The sequence below is a fragment of the Scytonema sp. NUACC21 genome (assembly GCF_054684315.1).
Genome location: NZ_BAAFZH010000079.1, coordinates 63,345 through 81,941 on the forward strand (window position 1 = coordinate 63,345; position 18,597 = coordinate 81,941).

Sequence of the window (18,597 nt, forward strand, 5' to 3'; positions counted from 1 at the left end):
AACTATTTTCCTCCACTTCCCATGTCCCCGTGTCCTCTAATTCCCCTTTCTTTTTACTCCGGTGGCAGCTTGACAACAGTAAACCAAAAGCTTTCTATGGAATGTACTATTTTGACAAATTGGTCAAAATCAACTGGTTTGGTAATATAACAGTTGGCACAAAGGTTGTATGCTCTGAGAACATCTTCTTCAGCCCCTGATGTCGTCAGAACGACAACAGGAATTCGTCTGAGAATTTTATCTGCTTTGATTTCTGCAAGCACCTCTCGCCCATCTTTTCTGGGTAAATTTAAATCGAGCAAGATAATATCAGGGTTTGGCGTACCAGCATATTCTTCTTCCTTACGCAGGAATGCCATAGCTTCTACGCCATCGCGTGCTACATTGAGATTCACGGAGATTTTGCTATCTTCTAAGGCTATCCGGGTAAGCTGCACATCACCGGGGTTATCTTCTATCAGCAAAACCTCAATAGGTGTGATTGAGTCAATATTCACAATCGGTTTCCTGTGCTATCGGGAATAGTAAAGAAGAAAGTTGTACCTTGTTGCGGTTGTGATTTAACCCAGATGTTTCCACCGTGGCGTTCCACAATTTTCTTACATATGGCAAGCCCAATGCCAGTACCAGGATACTTATCTCTGGTATGCAAGCGCTGAAAAATAATAAAAATACGCTCGGCATACTGAGCTTCAATCCCAATTCCATTATCACTCACCGCAAATCGCCAGTTATCTTCCATATGTTCAACTTTTATATGGATTTGCGGTGGTTGTTCGCTGCGGAATTTGATGGCATTACCAATTAGGTTCTGAAATAACTGGGTGAGTTGTGTGGGGTCTCCCATAATTTCAGGTAAAGAATCTTGTGTCACCACTGCACCACTTTCTTCGATGGCAATTTTGAGATTGCTCAGAGCGCTCTTGACGACAGAGTTACAATTAACTAATTTGAAGGGCTGACCGCGAGTGCTGACACGGGAATAACTCAACAAATCATTAATAAGTTTTTGCATGCGCCGCGACCCATCTACAGCATAGGCAATAAATTCACGGGCTTGATCGTCCAGTTTATCTTTGTACCGTCGCTCCAAAAGCTGCATATAACTTGTGACCATTCGCAATGGCTCTTGTAAATCGTGAGAGGCTACGTAAGCAAATTGTTCTAATTCGGCATTGGAACGCGCTAGTTCTTGACGTTGGCGGGTTTCTTGTTCCAACAGTTGTGCTTGAGACAGAGCAATACCTATTTGGTTTGCCAATTGTTGCAACAGCTCTATCTCTAGATTGTTCCAATGTCGCGGGCGATCGCACTGATGGGCAATCAACAAACCCCAGAGGTTGTCTCGTTGCATAATCGGTACGACCAAGTTAGATTTTACACCAAATTGTGCCAAAAATTGTCTGTGGCAATCTTGGATGCCTGCTGTTTCAATATTGGCGATCGCACTCACTCTTCCCAGACGGTAGGGTTCTTGATAGTCTTTCCCAAAGCAGGGGTCATGAAGATTCTTGCCCAGCACTACAGGAAAACCGGGTAAAACCGCTTCCTCGACCACAGTCCCCGAACCCTCTGCCCAAAGACGGAAGACAAGGGCTCTGTCTGCGTGCAACAGCGTTTGCACTTCATTGACAGTGGTTTTCAAAATTTCCTCAATGTGCAAGGATTGGCGAATTTTCAGAGTGATTTCGGCAAAAAGTTGCGATCGCTGATTCTGACGCTTTAATTCTTCTTCTGCTAGCTTCCGTTCCGTGATATCAGTATGGGAACCTACCACACGCAGGACATTCCCACCCTCATCCCAAAGTGCCTGACCCCGATCCAAAATCCATTTGTAGGAGCCGTCTTTACACTGCAACCGATGCTCGCTGATGTAAAACGGTACTTTTTTGTCAAAGTGATCCGAAATCATTTTCATGACCCGTTCCAAATCATCAGGATGAATTCGTTTTGACCATTCATCCAAATGGTTGGCAATCTCGTGGTCTTTGTACCCCAGCATTTGCTTCCAACGGGGTGAGAAAAACACCTCATTCGTCCTGACGTTCCAATCCCAAATACCATCATTATTGCCACGTAGGGCTAACTGCCAGCGCTCTTCACTTTCTCGCAGAGCAATTTCAGCCCGCTTTCGCTGACTAATATCTTGAAAATAGACTGACAAACCCTCGGTAGTAGGATAAGCACGGACATCCAACCATGTATCTAATGGCGGATAAAATGCTTCAAAAGAAACGCTTACTTGCTGTGCAACTGCTGTGTGAAACTCGCGGTAGAAATCAGAACTCACAGCTTTGGAAAATTCATCCCAAATACACTGACCGAGTAACGCTTCCCGTTGTTTTTGTAACAGTCGTTCTGCTTGCTGATTCAGGTAAATGAAACGCCAATCTTGGTCTACAGCAAAGAATGCATCAGTAATACTTTCCAGTATTTTGATGCTTGTGTTGCGGGCTGCTTCTGCTTCACGTTGAGCCGCTTCACTTCTCTCCCGCGCCAGTTGTTCTCGTTCAAGGAGTTTTTGACGTTCTTCTTCCGCTTGTTTGCTTTGAGTGATGTCTCGTGTCACTGCTAACAGGGAAATAATATCTCCATCGGAATTGCGGAAGGGAACAGCATGAGTTTCCAACCAACAACGGTTACCTTTAAGCCCAATAATTTCAAATTTCAGTTTTCCTGATTCCCCTTGGAAAACCCTCTCGGTCAAGTCAATAAATGCTTGACGGTGCTCGGGGGCGACTAGAGGATAGATACACTTTCCCAGCATCTGGTTGAGGGAATCAGCTTCAATCATTGCTAATCCCGCTGGATTCATCTCTAGCAATGTCCCGTCTTGAGCAAGTAACTTGACACATTCTGGTTCTGATTGAATAATTGTACGGAGCAGGTTTTCACTGTATGCCAATCTTTCCTGTGTCAGCTTGAGTTCGTCTGCAAAACGGCACACCTTGGCTAAATTACGTCTGAGTTCCAGTTGACCGATGACTTGGCGGCTGAGGGCACAGAGGGCATCCACTTGTTGTTGGCTCAGTTGCCTGGGAACGCGATCGATAACGCAAAGAGTTCCCACCATATCTCCCTTAGGAGTCATTAAGGGAAATCCTGCATAAAACCGCACGTGAGGATAAGACGTGACTACAGGATTCTTTGCTAACTCCTCATCAGCAAGAGCATCGGGTACAATTACCACATCTCGTTTGTCTTGACACAGGTACGACAAACCTACGCTACGAGGCACTTCTGTTAAGTCGAAACCTATTTTTGCCTTGAACCATTGACGGTTTTCATCAATAAAATTTACCAATACAATGGGAGCGTTACAAATAAAGGCAGCCAGCTGAGCAATACTGTCGTAAGCTTCTTCAGGTTCAGTGTCTAGAATTTGATACTGGCGGAGGGCTTCGAGCCTCGCCATTTCGTCATAATTTGTTTGAACTGTCATAGAATTTTGAATAGATCTTTATAAATTCATTCAATGCTTGCTTTATCTATAACTTGCGAGAGAGGCTCCTCTTTATATTTTGAAATATCTTTTAAGTTTTAGCACTTTTAAAGGGTGTTCTTCACTATTTTTATTAACTTATATGAAGTAGTATTATGATTCTTAATATTAAAATATTTAGTTTAAGTTGTAAAACTTAAAAATTAATACCTAATTGTAGCTAACTACTCTCCTACTTGTTGCAACACATCATCTTACGAATTATCTTTTGTACTTAGAGGAGCTTGGAGAATGATACTAATGTAATAGATCGAGCTTCTTTTAAACTGGTTTAACTGTTGAAGATGGTCAGGATGCTTGGATAACGAAGTACCGTTTAAATAATAACAATCTTGCAAGTTTGAATGCTGCATTAGGTATTAGCAATAGCTCAGCTGGCGAGAAGGCACTCCCTGGTGCCTATGGTTCGCCCAAAGATATAAACAGTGTCGGTGGCGAAATTGCTGTTCCATGCCGGAGCCGTAACAATGACTTGGTCACCTGAGATGCTCATTATGCTGCTATAGCCGCGTGCGACTTGCTCGTAGTCCTGAGGTAAAAGTTTGACTGGCTGCAACCAGCGACCTGTCTGAGTGTTGCGTTCAATGACATAAGCAGCTGTTTTATTTTGAACAAACTGAAACCAATCGGGGCAGTAAAGATGTTTGAGAGATGAGCCAACAACGATCGTATCGCCATCAATGGCGACACTGCCGCCAAAGCCATAAGCCATAAACCAGGGTACATCATTTGGCACGAATCGAGTCCGTTGAAACCACTCGCCAGTATCGGGGTGGCGCTCGTACAGGTAAACGGCACCTCGATTGTTGTTTTCTCCGGGTAAGCCAACTACAACTGTATTGCCAGAGATGGCTACATTGGTTGTGTAGCCAAAATCTCTTTTGGAGTCAGGAGTTAATTCCGCCTCCTGAGACCAACCACCTGTATCTAAATTACGAACATACAGGTAAGCACTACCCGCTCCGCTAGTATTTACCCCGCCCACAACAATCGTATTGTTATGAATCACGATATCAGGACCAAATTTACGGAATTGTTTAGGTCTTTTTAGTTCGGCTTCATAAGACCAAATGCCTGTAGTATGGTGGCGGCGGAATATGTAAAATGTACCTCCTGCTCCCACCCCAGCAACAGCCGTATCTCCGTCAATTACTATAGCATGGATGTTTATATCGGTTTTAGGTGGTTGGGGTAGTGCCAACTGAATTGGTTCTGACCAAGTATTGCCGGAGCGAGTAAAGACGTAGATTGGGAGAATTCGCTCGTCTTTGACAAGTGACCTTTTTGCCGCCAAAATGGTATTGCCATCCAGGGCAACATTAAAGTCAAAGTTACTCAAATAGCCATTCCCGACCTCGGTTGCAGGAACAAACAGTTTGGCTTGCAGCTCCCAAGTGTTTCCAGTACGAGTGTAAACGCGGACAGCAGATTGACGCAGATGGCTTTGAGGCACGGGTTCGTTAGGAACTGCAATAACAGCAGTATCTCCATCAATCGCAACTGCTTGAGCGAAGCGGACTTTTGCGGCTTCGCTATCAGGGACAATCTTAGCTTGCTCCACCCATTTTGCTTGAGCTAGAGATGGGGCAATTAGGGCAATGACGGCTGCAACCGCAGCGATCGCTCCCAAGATATAGAATAATTTTGCCATAGCGGCACTTTTGTCAAGCCTACGCAGACATTTTTATTCGCCCTGATGTACGCAGTTGGTTCAGGGCTACTTAATCCCCTAGACGGAGATCGTAGATAAAACTGACAAGCGCAACTTTTCAACCAACTCAAGTAAATTGTCAGTATTCAGACGATAACTCAAAGGATGGGCAATCAACCTAGCCGTACTTTCATACAGAGTCGCAATCTCAACCAAACCATTCTCGCGCAAAGTCCGCCCCGTAGAAACTAAATCGACAATTGCCTCCGACATCCCCGTAATTGGGCCTAGTTCCACAGAACCGTATAACGGTACAATTTCCACAGGAAAATCCAAGCTGTGAAAGTACTCCCGAGCACAGTTGACATACTTAGAAGCAACGCGACCGTGAGGAGGTAACTCCAACGCTGAACGGTAGGGGCTTGACTGTTTCACTGCTACCGACATCCGACAATGTCCAAACTGCAAATCAACCAAGTGTGCCACTTGCGGCTTTTTCTCCCGCAGCACGTCGTAACCCACAATACCCAACTGTGCCTGACCGTATTCTACATAAACAGGCACATCTTGCGCCCGTACCAGTAACCCCTTCGCTTTTTCACTAGCGTCGAAAATCTGAAGTTGACGATTACCTGAATCTAAAAAAGCACTAAAGTCCAATCCCACATCCTGGAGCATGCGGATGCTATTTTTAAGAAGTTCACCTTTTTGCAGTGCAACAGTAAGCATAAGTAGCAATTAGCGGTCAGCTGTCAGCAAAATAATAATAGCTGAAAGCGGATAGCTGAATACTGATAGTCAAGCATGCGAATTTTGGTAGTTGATGATGAAATTGAATTAACTGACCCCCTGACTCGCGTGTTAACTCGTGAGGGATACAGTGTGGATGCGGTTTACGACGGAACCAGTGGTAGCCGATTAGCACAAGATGGCAGTTATGATTTGCTGATTTTGGATTGGATGCTACCAGGAAAAACAGGGTTGGAGATTTGTCAGGAATTGCGACTTCAAGGTAAAACTACACCGGTTTTGTTTCTGACAGCAAAGGATACTCTAGATGACCGAGTACAAGGTTTAGATGCTGGGGCGGACGATTATTTAGTCAAACCCTTTGAATTACGGGAGTTGCTAGCACGAGTCCGTGCTTTATTACGTCGTTCTGGTTCACAATCTTATAGTGCAACCACTCAAAAGTTAATAGTGGCTGATTTAGAACTGGATGGCGAAAATCAAGTTGCTTATCGCCAAGGACGAGTTATCGAACTGTCGGAAAAAGAAAGCCAACTTCTACAATACTTTATGGAAAACACCGGGCAACTGCTGACTCACGGGCAAATTCTGCAACATCTGTGGAAAGATAGCGAACCACCTAGCAGCAATGTGATTGCAGCTTTAATTCGTTTGTTACGGCGTAAAATCGAGCTACCTGGGGAAACTCCTCTCATTTACACGGTTTACGGCAAAGGATACCGTTTTGGAACTATTGCACCTGGAAGTGGAGAGTAGGGGCGAACGGTTGTTCGCCCTCAGGAAGGACACGAATGGTTGTTCGCCCTCAGGCACGAAACTTCAATGCTATATTTTATACAGGTGTGGATTGTTTTGGTTTGGCGATAGCTTCGCTACAGCATAGCGGCAGATGGCTGCTGCAAGCTTTATCCTTCATCCTTAATACTTCATACTTTAAATGTTGGGTTTCGTTCCCCAAACGCCACTTGCTTCAATGGGGGGAACCCCCACAACGCAGTGGCTCCCCAACCTACGTACATGACCTTTAAAGGAAAATTGATGAATTATTTTAGGGCAGTGCGATCGCGATTTGACAAGTTGTTAATTTGACCTTGTAGCATTTCCTTGAATTCTTGTGCTTTTTGATAAGCTAGCGATCGCTCTGTTTTATCGCCATCTCCATTTACCGTATACAAAGGTTGAATAAAATAATGCAATCGGCTTTTCATTGCCCAAACTCCCATTGATGGAAAGAGAATAAATATCGGCATCAAAGGTGATAGAGGCAAAAATGGCATATTTAACAATCTTTGCAACCTTCTAATATTAAATGTCCAAGGGTGTAGATTTTCATTCCCAATGCAAACGATAGGTAATATAGGAATTTGATAGCGCTGGCTCAACCGAATAAAACTTAAATCGAAGGTTTCCAATTGATAGCGTTTTGCCCAACCTTTCCTTGGTCCACGTAAACCTTCTGGTGCGTATAGGAGACTTTTACGCTCTTTTATTGCAGCTTCAAAATCATCTAACTCTGCTCTTACAGCACCTAAAATCTTTGACCATCCCGGCGGTAGCCACCAATTAACCCAAGTATGATCGAATAAAGATACACCTGCTAATGGTTGTACTACCCATCCTCGTGCTTCACTCAAAAGGTAACCTAAAGTGATAATATCCCACGGAAAACACATTCCTGCATGATTCATTGCCACAATCATTGGTCCTGTTTGGGGCAAATTTTCAATTTGTTTCAACTCTCCACGAAAATAGTACTTAGCAATGGGGGCAAGAATTTCATTTTGAAACGCTTGCTGGTAATTGGAATCGAATTCTCCTGTCTCTGGTTGGGGAGAACGACAGCCAAGACGCAACCAACGAATCAAAATTGCTATGTAGAATCCGCCAGGAATCAAAAACAAGATGTATTCCAGCCAATTCCAACCATCTGGATCTGCATGATAGTGTTGCCAGTGGCGGTTAAACAAGATTAACCAACCGGGAGGGTACCACAGGCAAAACCAATCAAACCAGCTAAATTGATAGCCCTCATCTAAGGTTGTTTCAAATTGACCGTTAAGGATAGTTTCCGAGTGTTGGTGAATCACAACAACTGAGCAAGTTCAAACAAGGACTGGATTGAGTTTCTATCCTAGCTTTATACTCTTGTGACTGGCATCCTACGCCAGAACTAAATTTTGCATTACCAAACTTCTCTAAGAGGTATTAGGGCATTAATGGCAGAGTTGTGTAAGAAGTACAAACCTCAGCTTAAACCTGAAAAAAGCTATGGCTGGGGAAGTAAGCTACTGCCTAAAGTGTTGAAGGGAAAGAACAAAAAGACATCGTCTGGGCAGATGCGATTATCTTGGGACAAGTGGGAACCTTTAACCACAGAAGTCCAAGCAGTTGCTGAAAAGTTTGTCATGGCAAACTGTTATGACGATTGCTCATGAAATTAATAACCCTGTTAACTTTGTACACGGAAATCTTATTCATGCTCAAGAATATACTCACAACTTATTGAATTTGGTGCAAATTTATCAGCAGTGCTTTCCCAATACTCCACAAGAAATCCAATCAGAAATTGAAGTAATGGATTTGGACTTCTTGAAACAAGATTTGCCTAAAGTCATCAAATCTATGATGATAGGAACAACAAGAATTCAGGCAATTGTTAAGTCTCTTCGTAGCTTTTCTCGCTTAGATGAGGCTGAAATCAAAGAAGTGGATATCCATGAAGGAATTGATAGTACATTGTTGATATTGTACCACCGATTAAAACCAACACACGAACGTCCAGAAATAAACGTTGTCAAAGAGTATAATCCACTGCCACCAGTTAAATGTTATCCCAGCCAACTCAATCAAGTTTTTATGAATATTCTAGCCAATGCAATTGATGCCCTGGAAGAGTCAATTGTTATGGGTCATTGGTCATTTGAAGAAAACAAAGAACAAAGGACAAAAGACAAAAGACAAAAGACAAACCCCCAAATTCTTATTTGTACTGAAGCGATCGCTGAAAACTGGGTTTCAATTCGCATTACCGACAATGGAACTGGTATTCCTGATGAGATTCATGCAAAGCTGTTTGACCCTTTTTTCACCACTAAACCAGTAGGTAAAGGTACAGGGCTTGGACTGTTTATCAGTTACAAAATTGTAGTAGACAAACATGGAGGAAAGCTATATTCTCGTTCAGTATTTGGAGAAGGTACAGAATTTGTGATTGAAATTCCAAACTGTGGTTAGCTAATATGAAACATGCACGTCTGATTATGAATCCGGTGTCTGGAACTGATGAACCCAATCCCCTAAAGTTGCCAGACATTTTTGCGGCATTGGAAGCAGAAGGCATTCGAGCTGACCTAGCATTTACCAAGCCGGATGAGTCTCCTGCCCTCATTGCCAAAAGAGTGGTTGAAGAAGGTTATTATGATATGGTCATTGTGGGCGGTGGTGATGGTACGGTCAGCGAAGTGGCTAAGGGATTGCTTCATGCTCCTATTCCCCTAGGAATTTTGCCAATTGGCACCTATAATAACATTGCTCGGACACTGAATTTACCAATGGATCTTACCCAAGCCTGTCAAGTCTTAGGCAAGGGGCAGATTAGAAGTATTGATGTTGGGCAGGCGAATGATGAGCACTATTTTTTTGAAGCAGCTGGGGTGGGACTTGATGCAACTCTATTTCCTCTCGGTGAAGAAATAAAAGGTGGAAGATGGGGACGGATGTTTCAAGCTTTTCGGTTAGCAATGGGTTACCAACCTCAACAACTTACGATTGAATTAGATCGTCCCATTGGAGAAGCACTAACTCACCCATTGCCAAGCCGACGCTTTTTGAAGCGAAAGATAGCGCAGCGCAATAAATTTCAGTTGAAAGCCCTGCTAGTAGTCATTGCAAATGCACCCTTTTATGGTGCTGGATTTATGATTGCGCCAAATGCAAGTGTTGAGGACAGTTTGCTGACAGTAACCATTTACCGACAGTTTAGTAAGTGGGAGCTGATGCGCCATTTTTGGTCAATTAGTCGAGGACAGTACCACTACAACCCTAGAATTGAGTCTTATCAGGTGGCAAGGGCTACCCTCACCTCAAAAGCCAAGTTACCCGTTCATATTGATGGGCATCCAATTGGTGAACTCCCAGTTACCTTCAAAGTCGTGAAACAGGCACTGAAAGTGTTTCTTCCAGATGCTGATACGCCTGCATATCAACTTCAAGATGACCCCAATCCGCCTATCGTGCTTCCAGTTGATTCACAGAAAAGGGTAGATGAATAGAAAATAGCAGCAAATTAAGTTCACTCCTTAACATTATTTTATCCTGAAAATTCTGTTACATTGTGTTAAGAAAATACGGAATTGTAAACTTAGTTTAACTCCTCAAGTAGAGGATAAAGGTCATGAAAAATGCATATACTGCAATTACCAAGCAATGAATTTGTAAGCCCCTAGTCTTAGACCTAACTAGGAGCTTTTTTTAATCTTTTCTTTGTATAAAGAAGGGCATATATCTTAAGAGAGAGTGTTATTAAAGTATTCCTAAAGACTCTCTCGTAATTAGTTCTGATGGCAGATTGGATATCGATATTGCAATTGTTATTCTGACATTATCAAAGAAAAAAAGAGTTTACCAATTTAAGAACCATGAATATTCTTGCTTGGGTTGTTTTAGGTCTTATTGCTGGCGCGATCGCTAAAGCTATCTATCCCGGCCATCAAGGCGGTGGAATTCTGGGAACAATTTTGTTAGGAATAATCGGTGCTCTCATAGGCGGTAGTTTGGGAATGTACTTTGCAACGGGAACTTTTGCCCTAGCGGCTCCCACTCTCAGTATTCCCGGTATTGCACTAGCAGTTGTTGGCGCAATTATTGCAGTTTTCGTGTGGAATTTGTTAACCCGTAGAAGCGCTGTGTAAGCAGTTAACTTACACTCAGTTAATTTTAGACAATTTATAATAAAGCTCAGGGAACAGTTTCATTTATTTATCCCTGAATTTATACAAAAAAGTAGGGGTGGTTGCTATTGTGCCACCCCTATGTATTTAACATTAATTCGCCGACTCGTTATTGGCGAGCGATATGATTGGTTACTAAGGCATCACCCCGGCAAATTTCAGCAAGTCGCCAATCTCGCGAATTTCTTTCCCATTGGGCAGCCTAACACCTAGGGAAGGGTCCCAATCCTGGTTGAGGTAGGAAAACTCGTCGTTTCTTATCAGACCAATGAAGGTTTCAGCAACGATACGGCTACCGACTTCACCTAGAGAGTCACCGTTGGCACGAATTTCAGATTCCTTAAGGATGTAATACCATGCTGGAGTTTTATCCAGGAAAGGTGCAAGGGCATTATTCAACTTTGCTGAATTGCGCCGTTGAAGCTCTTCGGCTGTCATTCTTTTGACACCCAACTTATCCGCTAGACTTTGTCCAGTTGGAATGCTTAGGAAATAACCGCGCAGTAAGTTCCGCTTGGCAAGGTGTCTGAGAAGGCTATTAACATCTGGAGATTCATTCGCCATATCCGACAAAGGAAAGGCAAGACGCGTGTCAATCCTTCGAGCAGCATTTAACCCTCTTATAGAAGCTCTACCTTTGTCAACAAAACGGTTCCACTCAATAACCCAGTTGAAAGGAAGGGTGTCATTTCCACCTAAACCGCCTTTGCCTGTAAACCGGAAGAGGAAATTAAATGTTGCATTCGCAAGTGGTATGCCTGGAATATTCGAGCTTCTAACTGTAAAATTGCGGTTGTGGTCATAAAAACCACGTACCATACTGTGTCCAAAACGGTAAGCTGCAACGGAGAATTCAAGAGGCATGAAGAGTTTTCCGTTCCGGAGTTTGTAAAATTTCAACCCATTAGTGAGGATGCTGTCTACTGTCCCCTTCACAGTTAATGTTTTGAGAAAATCGTTAATAACCAGCCATTGGTAGTGCCAACGAACTAACTGTTGCGCCCGATTAAACAGAGTTTGCTTATCTTGGGCGTTCTCAGGTTCGTTAGCCCGCACCCAATCCACAACTGCATTATGGAACCGCAAAAAGGCAAGGTGGAGCTGAGCTACAATCAAATTCTCGTCATTGCGACTGTCACCGATAAGAGCTATCTTGTTCCCATCACGCGGTAAATCGCGCATCAAATCGTTTTCTGGTGGGATTGGGGCTCCAGCTCTAGTATCAGTTACTTTACCAATTTTTAGTTTAACTGGGTCATTTTCCTGATACAGCCCCAATCCTCCTGCTTCAGTTGGATTGGAAGGGTCTAGGGTTGGTCCATCGCCATAAACACTATCAAGATCGAAGACAGGTCGGCGCAGGTTCTTAAGTTTATTGATGACTACATCGGGTGATACAGGTGTAAAATCATCTTTGGTAATGTCAGTGCTTAGGTCTGTTTCGGCAGAGCGATCGGTGTTGGCTGTAATGTCGTGGTCGATGAATTGTCCCCAGTAGGTGTACACGGGAGCAACCTTTGAGTTGATCGTTGCTTGTGCAGGAGACTCTTTGTCATCTGTAGCGTCGATCATTGCATCGCCCAAGGTTTTAAGTTTTGCAATCACATCTTTGGTGTTCTTTGCTGGGAGTAGGCTGTTTGGATCTCTCGCCAAATCTGAAAAGAGGTAATCAAAATCTGTCTCTACATCGATCGCTCGTGGGTTCCCGGATCTTGCTACAACATTTTCCTTTATATAACCGCCATGACTAAATTGAAAGGGAATACTTTGCATTCTCTTCTCCTTATTTATATCTCTAGTTTTTTCTTACAAAGCTTTGCAGATCGGATTCGTTATATTGCCTGAGTTTTACAAACTCCCGTGTTTTTTATAGTTGTCCGTCAATTCAACTCACGCACTCAGCTATCTTTGTCTGAAAATGCAGTGTCAAGACGATGTGCTGGCTCCCTCCCTTGTACTTTTGCTTTTGCACCTGTCAATTAGGCAGGAACACTACGGCGACTGCCTTTCTTTAAGGTGGCAGACGACACCCTTTTCTGGCATTACCTTTTAGGGTACTTTTCAACAATCTCTAATTGTCCGTTTTGCTTACTTATAGTAGTTCTGAGTGCTCGCCCCCATACAAAAGGAATGATGATACAGTTTAGCTGGATATCAAAAAAACTCACTAAGATTTAACAATTATGCATATTGATGCAGGAGGACTCAACGGGCAATAGAATAAGCTTTCTCTAATGAATTATGGTACACTGTCCAACGATGAGGGCGATGGTTCTTCAGTGAACTGTTGTCCCTCACCTCTTCAGGTTTGCTTCTACCAAAAGTTGCAGCAGAATTGTTATCCCTGCTGAATCCATGCGAACAAATCGTTGAGAGGACGGATTCATGGCATTAACAAACACGACCAGCTTGTCATTTGAACAAAAGGTCTTTCAACTGACCAACCAAGAACGAGCCAAAAAAGGTCTAAAACCTCTGAAAGCAAATGCCGAACTAAATTATGTTGCTGATACATACGCTCAAGAGATGGCAGAACGTGGTGTCCTAAGTCATACAGGACCAGATGGCTCTCAAGCGTGGGACCGAGCAAAGGAAGTTGGCTACGAAGCCTTCATGATGGCAGAGAACATAGCAGCAGGTCAAAGAACACCAGAACAAGTTGTTCAAGGCTGGATGAACAGTTCGGGACACCGAGCTAATATGCTCAACCCCAACTATACAGAGATTGGTGTTGGTTACCATAACAAATACTGGGTTCAGAATTTTGGCAGCGGTGATACGAACCCCATAAGCAAGATACAAAATACACCCAGTTCAGCAGTTGCATCCAACTTGAGGTTAGCCCCAGAATCTGACTCTCAGCCTGTACCTGTATCTGTTTTATCTGCGGCTCAACCATTACCTCAATCTACTTATGAAACTGATGAACCAATTGGTGATATCATAGCTAACCAAGATCGTGATTGGCAGCTAGAAGTTGGTATGGGCAATAACACGCCAAAGGATGCTCGCCAACTAGATACTTTCGCGATCGCTCAAGGTGGAAACACTGAATTAATTCAGCTGTCTCAACTCGATACCGACAAAGAGCTTATAGGTGCTACCACATCCCTGGAAGCATTACCACTGTTTCCTACAGACAAACCGGGCCTAATGGGAGATTGGAAAACGCAGATTTGGTTTGTACAAGTAGACCGGGCTAACCTACCATTGGCTTAATCGTTTTAAATTAGCAGTCCACTACACCTAAGTTTGTTTGGTTTGTAGTTGTGCTTCCGCGCTTTAAAACGAGGATAGCGCAACTACAAACCACAGGAACCTTGTGAGTGGCTCATTAGGTAGCTAATTCCCAGTCAAAAATCTTCAATTCTAGACAAACCTAGACACAGTTATCCTCATTATCTTCAATTAGTTGGTTCACATACTCCCTTAACCGTTCCTGCCAATTAGGGACGGCTCTTAACTTATCTCTGACTCCGGGCATTACCTTAAACTGTACAGGTACTTTGTCATATGCTACTTTGTTATCCGGCTTAAATTTAATTCTAGGCATGATGCATAATTCCTAAAACATCGGATATACTAGATAGTATAGACAACATTGAGAGTCAATAGTAAATTTCTCTAATTCTCGTCTTTGTAACAAAATGTCAGCTTCATGTAGTGTAGGAAAATGTCAACACCTTAAATACGCGGGAGACGAATTCTACCGCTTTGTTACAAGAAATAGTGGGAAGTTTGAAAGCCCACCAGTAGTATCTTGAAAATCCAAAAAATTTTCAAGATACTACTTCATGCACGGGGTGGGATGAAAAACGACTCAAGCGGCTGCCTCAGAATTGGTCAATTGCACATAAAACTGGTAGCGGTCCTGATGTTCTTGGGATAGGTACTGCTACAAATGACGTTGGCATAGTGAGTTCGCCAAACGGGAAGCGCTTTGCGATCGCTGTCTTCATAGCTGGTTCAAAAGCTTCTGTAGAAGAGCGCGAAAAAGTGATGTCTGAAATTGCCTCAGCCGTGGTAAGGGCAGTGCCTTAGGGGCTTGATTACCAATTAAACAATGGTGGGCAGTGCCCACCCTACAGTAATTCTTCTGACAAAATATAGAATTGCTTAACCAGTCATAATAAATAAAATTTTTCAGTAGCTTTACTGTTTTGAAAAATATGGCTTTCTATTAATAGTGGTGAATAGAAAAGTTATTTGATGAGGTATGAATAAGTTCCCCCAAATTCATTTCGGATTAATAGCAACCGCTATACTGGGTACGTTGTTAATTCCTATGAATGCTTTTGCTATTCCTTATGGAAGCAATAAAGTCTATAAAGCAACTGAAAAGAGCAAGACAATAGTTGTTTTTAGTGCAACACCAGGAAGCAAAATTGAAGTCAATTTAGGTAACGTACCAAAAGTCAGAGCACGTATAGTTGGAGCTTGCGGAGAGGTAAAAATCCGCCCACTATCAAGTAACAACTTCATGGGACTAAAAGTTGACGGGAAACCAATTCATGTTGCAACTCTGACTCAACAAACATTTCCTGCTTGTAGAAATGGCTCTTTTGCAGAGGCAAGAAGGACAAACTTTAAAACTCCTAATAATGAAGTTATCATTGTTGGAAAGACTCCAAATGCTGCAGTTGCAGTTGAGTTACTCCAACCTACAAAAAAAACAATTACTGTAAACGCCTGTGGTTTTGGGATTTTGCGCCCTGCTAAAGACCGAGTTTTACCTGCAAGTTTTACCGTTAATTCGACAAGTTATACAGTTGCTTCACTTCCAGATGCAACTAAGCCACCTCTTTGCCGTACTAAAAATGGTGTGAGCACGAGTTACGTACCTTCATCTTGGCCATAACTTTTAATCTGGACTGCTTTGACCATCTCTGAGTTTGGAATTACCAGTGGATAACCTGAACGAGAAGGAAGTAAGCAATGCCAAAAAAAATCATAAGGTTGCATAAAATTGTATTTCTCAGACCGATAAATAATTGTAGATACCTTGGTTCCCCCGCTATCAAATTCTGAAGCGGGGTTTTTCTAGGTCTTACAACTGTCGGTGAAAAATTTAAAAGCTTGCCAATTATAACGAGCCATAACAGGGGTCACTGCTCACTGGTCGTTGTAATTGTGTGAATTTTAAGAAAATTTGTTCCTTGTGTATGCTTGGTAGGAATACCTGCCATAATGAGAATTTTATCATCTGTTTCAGCCCAACTGCGTTTGAGCAAAATTTCCTCAACTTGTGTTGTCAATTCTTCAAAAGTCTCAACTTCGCGGTCTAGCAAAACTGGTCGAACTCCCCAAATGAGGTTTAAACTGCGGTAAACTTTGGGGTTGGGTGTAAGGGCAATAATGGGTACTTTTGGACGCTCTCCAGCTGCTAACCGGGCTGTGTAACCGCTACTTGTAAATGTAACAATGTAGCGGGGGGGTAGAACTTTACAAATCGCATTGAGACCCACACTTAACGCATGGGTGACATCAGTTTTTGCAGGTGGATTGTTAAGAAACTCTATTTCTGATTCTGTTTCTGTTGCAATTTTTACAAGCATTTGTACGCCTTCGACAGAAACCTCCCCTACCGCTGATTCACTTGAAAGCATGACTGCATCAGTACCATCCGTAATGGCGTTGGCAATATCACTAGTTTCTGCAACAGTCGAGTGAGCATTATGGATCGTGCTTTCTGGCATTTGTATTGTACTAATGACCGGGATTCCCTTATGGTTACACAGTCCAATAATGCGTTTTTGTAGTAGAGGAAGTTTTTCTTGAGACACCCCTACACCTAAATTGCTCGGTGCTATCATCACTGCATCGCATTCATCCAGTATCTCTTCTAGGTTGGCGATCGCGTAGGGTTTTTCAATTTTGGCAACTACAGGTGTATTGGCTGCACCTTTTTGCTGTAGTAAATTTTTTAAAGCCCGAACATCTTCAGCGCGAACAAAACTCACAGCAATGTAATCAACCTCCTGAGATAAACCAAAGTCTAAATCTTGACTCTTTTTATTGCTCAGAAAAGGTAACTGCAGATCTATATTAGGAAGATTTGCGTCTTTAGGAATTTTAAGAATTCCTCCCCGAATGATTTTACACCGCACAGCATCTAATTGTATCTCCTCTACCTTAAGTTCCAAAAGCCCATCATCAAGAATAACTGGGTTTCCGAGTTGTACTTCTTTTGCAAGGTAGGGATAGTCAACAGCTACAGTATCAGGTTGATTCACGAACTTGGTAATAGGTACTAGGGTAAGAAATTCCCCTTCTGTGAAAAGAATGCCATTCTCTGGAACTTGACTAATCTGAATCTTTTGTCTTTGCAGATCTTGCAGTAAAGTTATTGGAGTGTCCAGTTCCTCTGCAATTGAGCGGATATGAGCAATTGTTTGAGCACACTCGTCATAACTTCCATGAGAAAAATTTAGGCGGGCTACGTTCATCCCAGCTTTTATCATGCCCGCGATTGTCTCTCGTGAACTAGCAGGATTTACGGTTGCAACAACCTTAGTTTGACGTGTTAATGGCTGCATATATTTAGTAGCAATTTGTAAAGAACTGTGATGAAACGCTAAAACGCAGTTTTAAACGCTGGTTTACATCAGTCTCAACAGAACTCAAGCGATGCCCAAACTATTTTTACAAGTGTACTTTACTTTACACCAGGGTCGATGCTACTTTAAGGTAGAGTTGAGACCAAAGGGCGATCGCTCCTCCTCTACAATAAGAGCGCAGCTAAGTTGCGGTGATTCGGCTCTTTTGACTCATGTGGCACCGAACCGCATCCTACGTTTTGGCTCTGGGAATATCCAAGCTCTCCTATAGCCTAGCATCTTTGAACATGAAATTGACACACATCTCAGCCGCCGCGATCGATGTTATTATCTTGTGGTTACAGCTTTAAGAGCGCTCACCTGTAAACCATTGGTTTACAAATTATCTCCGAAAGCATCAACCCCCAGACACACAATTTCCACGCTCCCGGAGATGTCACATGAAATTTCTCGGAATCGACTTAGGTTGGAAATCTCAACCCAGTGGCTTATGTTACTTAGAACTCATAGATGGAAAACTGCAAATAATAGATTTAGACCGCAAAGAACCTATTATAGATATTCTCCATTGGATTGATACCTGTGTAAAACCGCATGAACCCGCTATCATCGCCGTAGATGCACCCACCCTGATCCCCAACACCACAGGAAGCCGTTTACCCGATAAACTGACTCACAAATACTTTGGTAAATATCATGCAGGATGCTATCCAGCCAATCTCGGCTTACCTTTTGCAGAACGTACAGTAAAATTTGGCTTGGAACTAGAATCTCGTGGTTTTGCCCACGCCCCAACCATAGAACCCCAACACCCAGGGAAATATCAAATAGAAGTCTTTCCCCATCCAGCAATAGTTCACCTCTTTAATTTAGAACGCATACTTAAGTATAAAAAAGGACGCCTCAACGAGCGTCGCTTAGAACTTATCAAACTCTACAACTATATTACAGATCTTCTACCCTCTTTTCATCCTCCTCTGTGCCCTCAACACCTGGTGCGTTTTGTTCTTCCCGAAATTCCTACCACAGGTACAGTTCTCAAAGAAGCAGAAGACAAATTGGATAGTCTCATCTGTGCTTATGTCGCTGCTTACTGGTGGTATTGGGGTGAACAACGCAACCTAGTACTTGGCGATTGCACGACTGGCTACATTGTCATCCCGTCAAAAAGTCAAGAGTAAAAAGTTA

The 18,597-nt window shown here is 42.8% G+C and carries 17 protein-coding genes and 2 pseudogenes; 10 read left to right on the forward strand and 9 right to left on the reverse strand.

Going from position 1 to position 18,597, the window contains the following annotated elements; genetic code table 11:
- Nucleotides 1-53: 53 nt before the first annotated feature.
- The 4 genes from ACYRY3_RS17415 to hisG all read right to left on the reverse strand — a co-directional run bounded on the left by ACYRY3_RS17415 (nt 54) and on the right by hisG (nt 5,882).
- Nucleotides 54-497: a response regulator gene (locus ACYRY3_RS17415; RefSeq protein WP_460202878.1), complete on the reverse strand. Its 444-nt coding sequence runs from the start codon at nt 495-497 to the stop codon at nt 54-56.
- Nucleotides 494-3,442, reverse strand: coding sequence for a PAS domain S-box protein (locus ACYRY3_RS17420; RefSeq protein WP_460202879.1), 2,949 nt, complete (start codon nt 3,440-3,442; stop codon nt 494-496). Before ACYRY3_RS17420 ends, ACYRY3_RS17415 begins: the two co-directional genes overlap by 4 nt.
- 430 nt (nt 3,443-3,872) lie before the next feature.
- The gene (locus ACYRY3_RS17425) at nt 3,873-5,153 is read right to left on the reverse strand and encodes an FG-GAP repeat protein (protein WP_460202880.1); all 1,281 of its coding nucleotides are present in this window, start codon (nt 5,151-5,153) and stop codon (nt 3,873-3,875) included.
- A gap of 78 nt (nt 5,154-5,231) precedes the next feature.
- Entirely contained in the window at nt 5,232-5,882 is a 651-nt protein-coding gene (gene hisG, locus ACYRY3_RS17430; RefSeq protein ID WP_460202881.1) for an ATP phosphoribosyltransferase, read from the reverse strand.
- Nucleotides 5,883-5,957: 75 nt separating this feature from the next.
- On the opposite strand from hisG, the gene rppA reads away from it, so the two are divergent.
- Complete coding sequence (gene rppA / locus ACYRY3_RS17435; protein WP_460202882.1) at nt 5,958-6,659, forward strand: two-component system response regulator RppA; 702 nt, start codon at nt 5,958-5,960, stop codon at nt 6,657-6,659.
- Nucleotides 6,660-6,694: 35 nt separating this feature from the next.
- Nucleotides 6,695-6,931, forward strand: coding sequence for a hypothetical protein (locus ACYRY3_RS17440; RefSeq protein WP_460202883.1), 237 nt, complete (start codon nt 6,695-6,697; stop codon nt 6,929-6,931).
- A 15-nt stretch (nt 6,932-6,946) separates the two neighbouring features.
- Here the strand turns inward: ACYRY3_RS17440 and ACYRY3_RS17445 are convergent, their stop codons facing one another.
- Nucleotides 6,947-7,990 carry a 1-acyl-sn-glycerol-3-phosphate acyltransferase gene (locus ACYRY3_RS17445; RefSeq protein WP_460202884.1) on the reverse strand — a complete coding sequence of 348 codons (1,044 nt, stop codon included), beginning with the start codon at nt 7,988-7,990 and terminating at the stop codon, nt 6,947-6,949.
- Nucleotides 7,991-8,169: 179 nt separating this feature from the next.
- Nucleotides 8,170-8,310: a hypothetical protein gene (locus tag ACYRY3_RS17450; RefSeq protein ID WP_460202885.1), complete on the reverse strand. Its 141-nt coding sequence runs from the start codon at nt 8,308-8,310 to the stop codon at nt 8,170-8,172.
- A 2-nt stretch (nt 8,311-8,312) separates the two neighbouring features.
- On the opposite strand from ACYRY3_RS17450, the pseudogene ACYRY3_RS17455 reads away from it, so the two are divergent.
- From ACYRY3_RS17455 to ACYRY3_RS17465, 3 genes and pseudogenes are all read left to right on the forward strand, one after another.
- Nucleotides 8,313-9,137, forward strand: a pseudogene (locus tag ACYRY3_RS17455) (sensor histidine kinase); the annotation flags it as partial.
- Between the two features lie 5 nt (nt 9,138-9,142).
- The gene (locus tag ACYRY3_RS17460; RefSeq protein WP_460202886.1) at nt 9,143-10,174 is read left to right on the forward strand and encodes a diacylglycerol/lipid kinase family protein; all 1,032 of its coding nucleotides are present in this window, start codon (nt 9,143-9,145) and stop codon (nt 10,172-10,174) included.
- Nucleotides 10,175-10,540: 366 nt separating this feature from the next.
- The gene (locus tag ACYRY3_RS17465) at nt 10,541-10,813 is read left to right on the forward strand and encodes a GlsB/YeaQ/YmgE family stress response membrane protein (protein WP_460202887.1); all 273 of its coding nucleotides are present in this window, start codon (nt 10,541-10,543) and stop codon (nt 10,811-10,813) included.
- Between the two features lie 174 nt (nt 10,814-10,987).
- Here the strand turns inward: ACYRY3_RS17465 and ACYRY3_RS17470 are convergent, their stop codons facing one another.
- A complete protein-coding gene (locus tag ACYRY3_RS17470) occupies nt 10,988-12,625 on the reverse strand; it encodes a peroxidase family protein (RefSeq protein WP_460202888.1) in 1,638 nt (545 codons plus the stop codon).
- Between the two features lie 612 nt (nt 12,626-13,237).
- Between ACYRY3_RS17470 and ACYRY3_RS17475 the strand changes: the two genes are divergently transcribed.
- Entirely contained in the window at nt 13,238-14,071 is an 834-nt protein-coding gene (locus tag ACYRY3_RS17475; RefSeq protein ID WP_460202889.1) for a CAP domain-containing protein, read from the forward strand.
- A 160-nt stretch (nt 14,072-14,231) separates the two neighbouring features.
- Here the strand turns inward: ACYRY3_RS17475 and ACYRY3_RS17480 are convergent, their stop codons facing one another.
- A complete protein-coding gene (locus tag ACYRY3_RS17480) occupies nt 14,232-14,405 on the reverse strand; it encodes a hypothetical protein (RefSeq protein ID WP_460202890.1) in 174 nt (57 codons plus the stop codon).
- A 263-nt stretch (nt 14,406-14,668) separates the two neighbouring features.
- Here ACYRY3_RS17480 and ACYRY3_RS17485 point away from each other — a divergent pair.
- Together ACYRY3_RS17485 and ACYRY3_RS17490 are read left to right on the forward strand one after the other, a co-directional pair.
- Nucleotides 14,669-14,893, forward strand: a pseudogene (locus ACYRY3_RS17485) (serine hydrolase); the annotation flags it as partial.
- 175 nt (nt 14,894-15,068) lie between these two features.
- Entirely contained in the window at nt 15,069-15,710 is a 642-nt protein-coding gene (locus ACYRY3_RS17490) for a hypothetical protein (protein ID WP_460202891.1), read from the forward strand.
- Between the two features lie 247 nt (nt 15,711-15,957).
- Here the strand turns inward: ACYRY3_RS17490 and pyk are convergent, their stop codons facing one another.
- Complete coding sequence (gene pyk, locus ACYRY3_RS17495) at nt 15,958-17,388, reverse strand: pyruvate kinase (RefSeq protein WP_460202892.1); 1,431 nt, start codon at nt 17,386-17,388, stop codon at nt 15,958-15,960.
- A gap of 91 nt (nt 17,389-17,479) precedes the next feature.
- Between pyk and ACYRY3_RS17500 the strand changes: the two genes are divergently transcribed.
- Entirely contained in the window at nt 17,480-17,680 is a 201-nt protein-coding gene (locus ACYRY3_RS17500) for a hypothetical protein (RefSeq protein WP_460202893.1), read from the forward strand.
- Nucleotides 17,681-17,849: 169 nt separating this feature from the next.
- Entirely contained in the window at nt 17,850-18,590 is a 741-nt protein-coding gene (locus ACYRY3_RS17505; RefSeq protein WP_460202894.1) for a DUF429 domain-containing protein, read from the forward strand.
- Nucleotides 18,591-18,597: the final 7 nt, after the last annotated feature.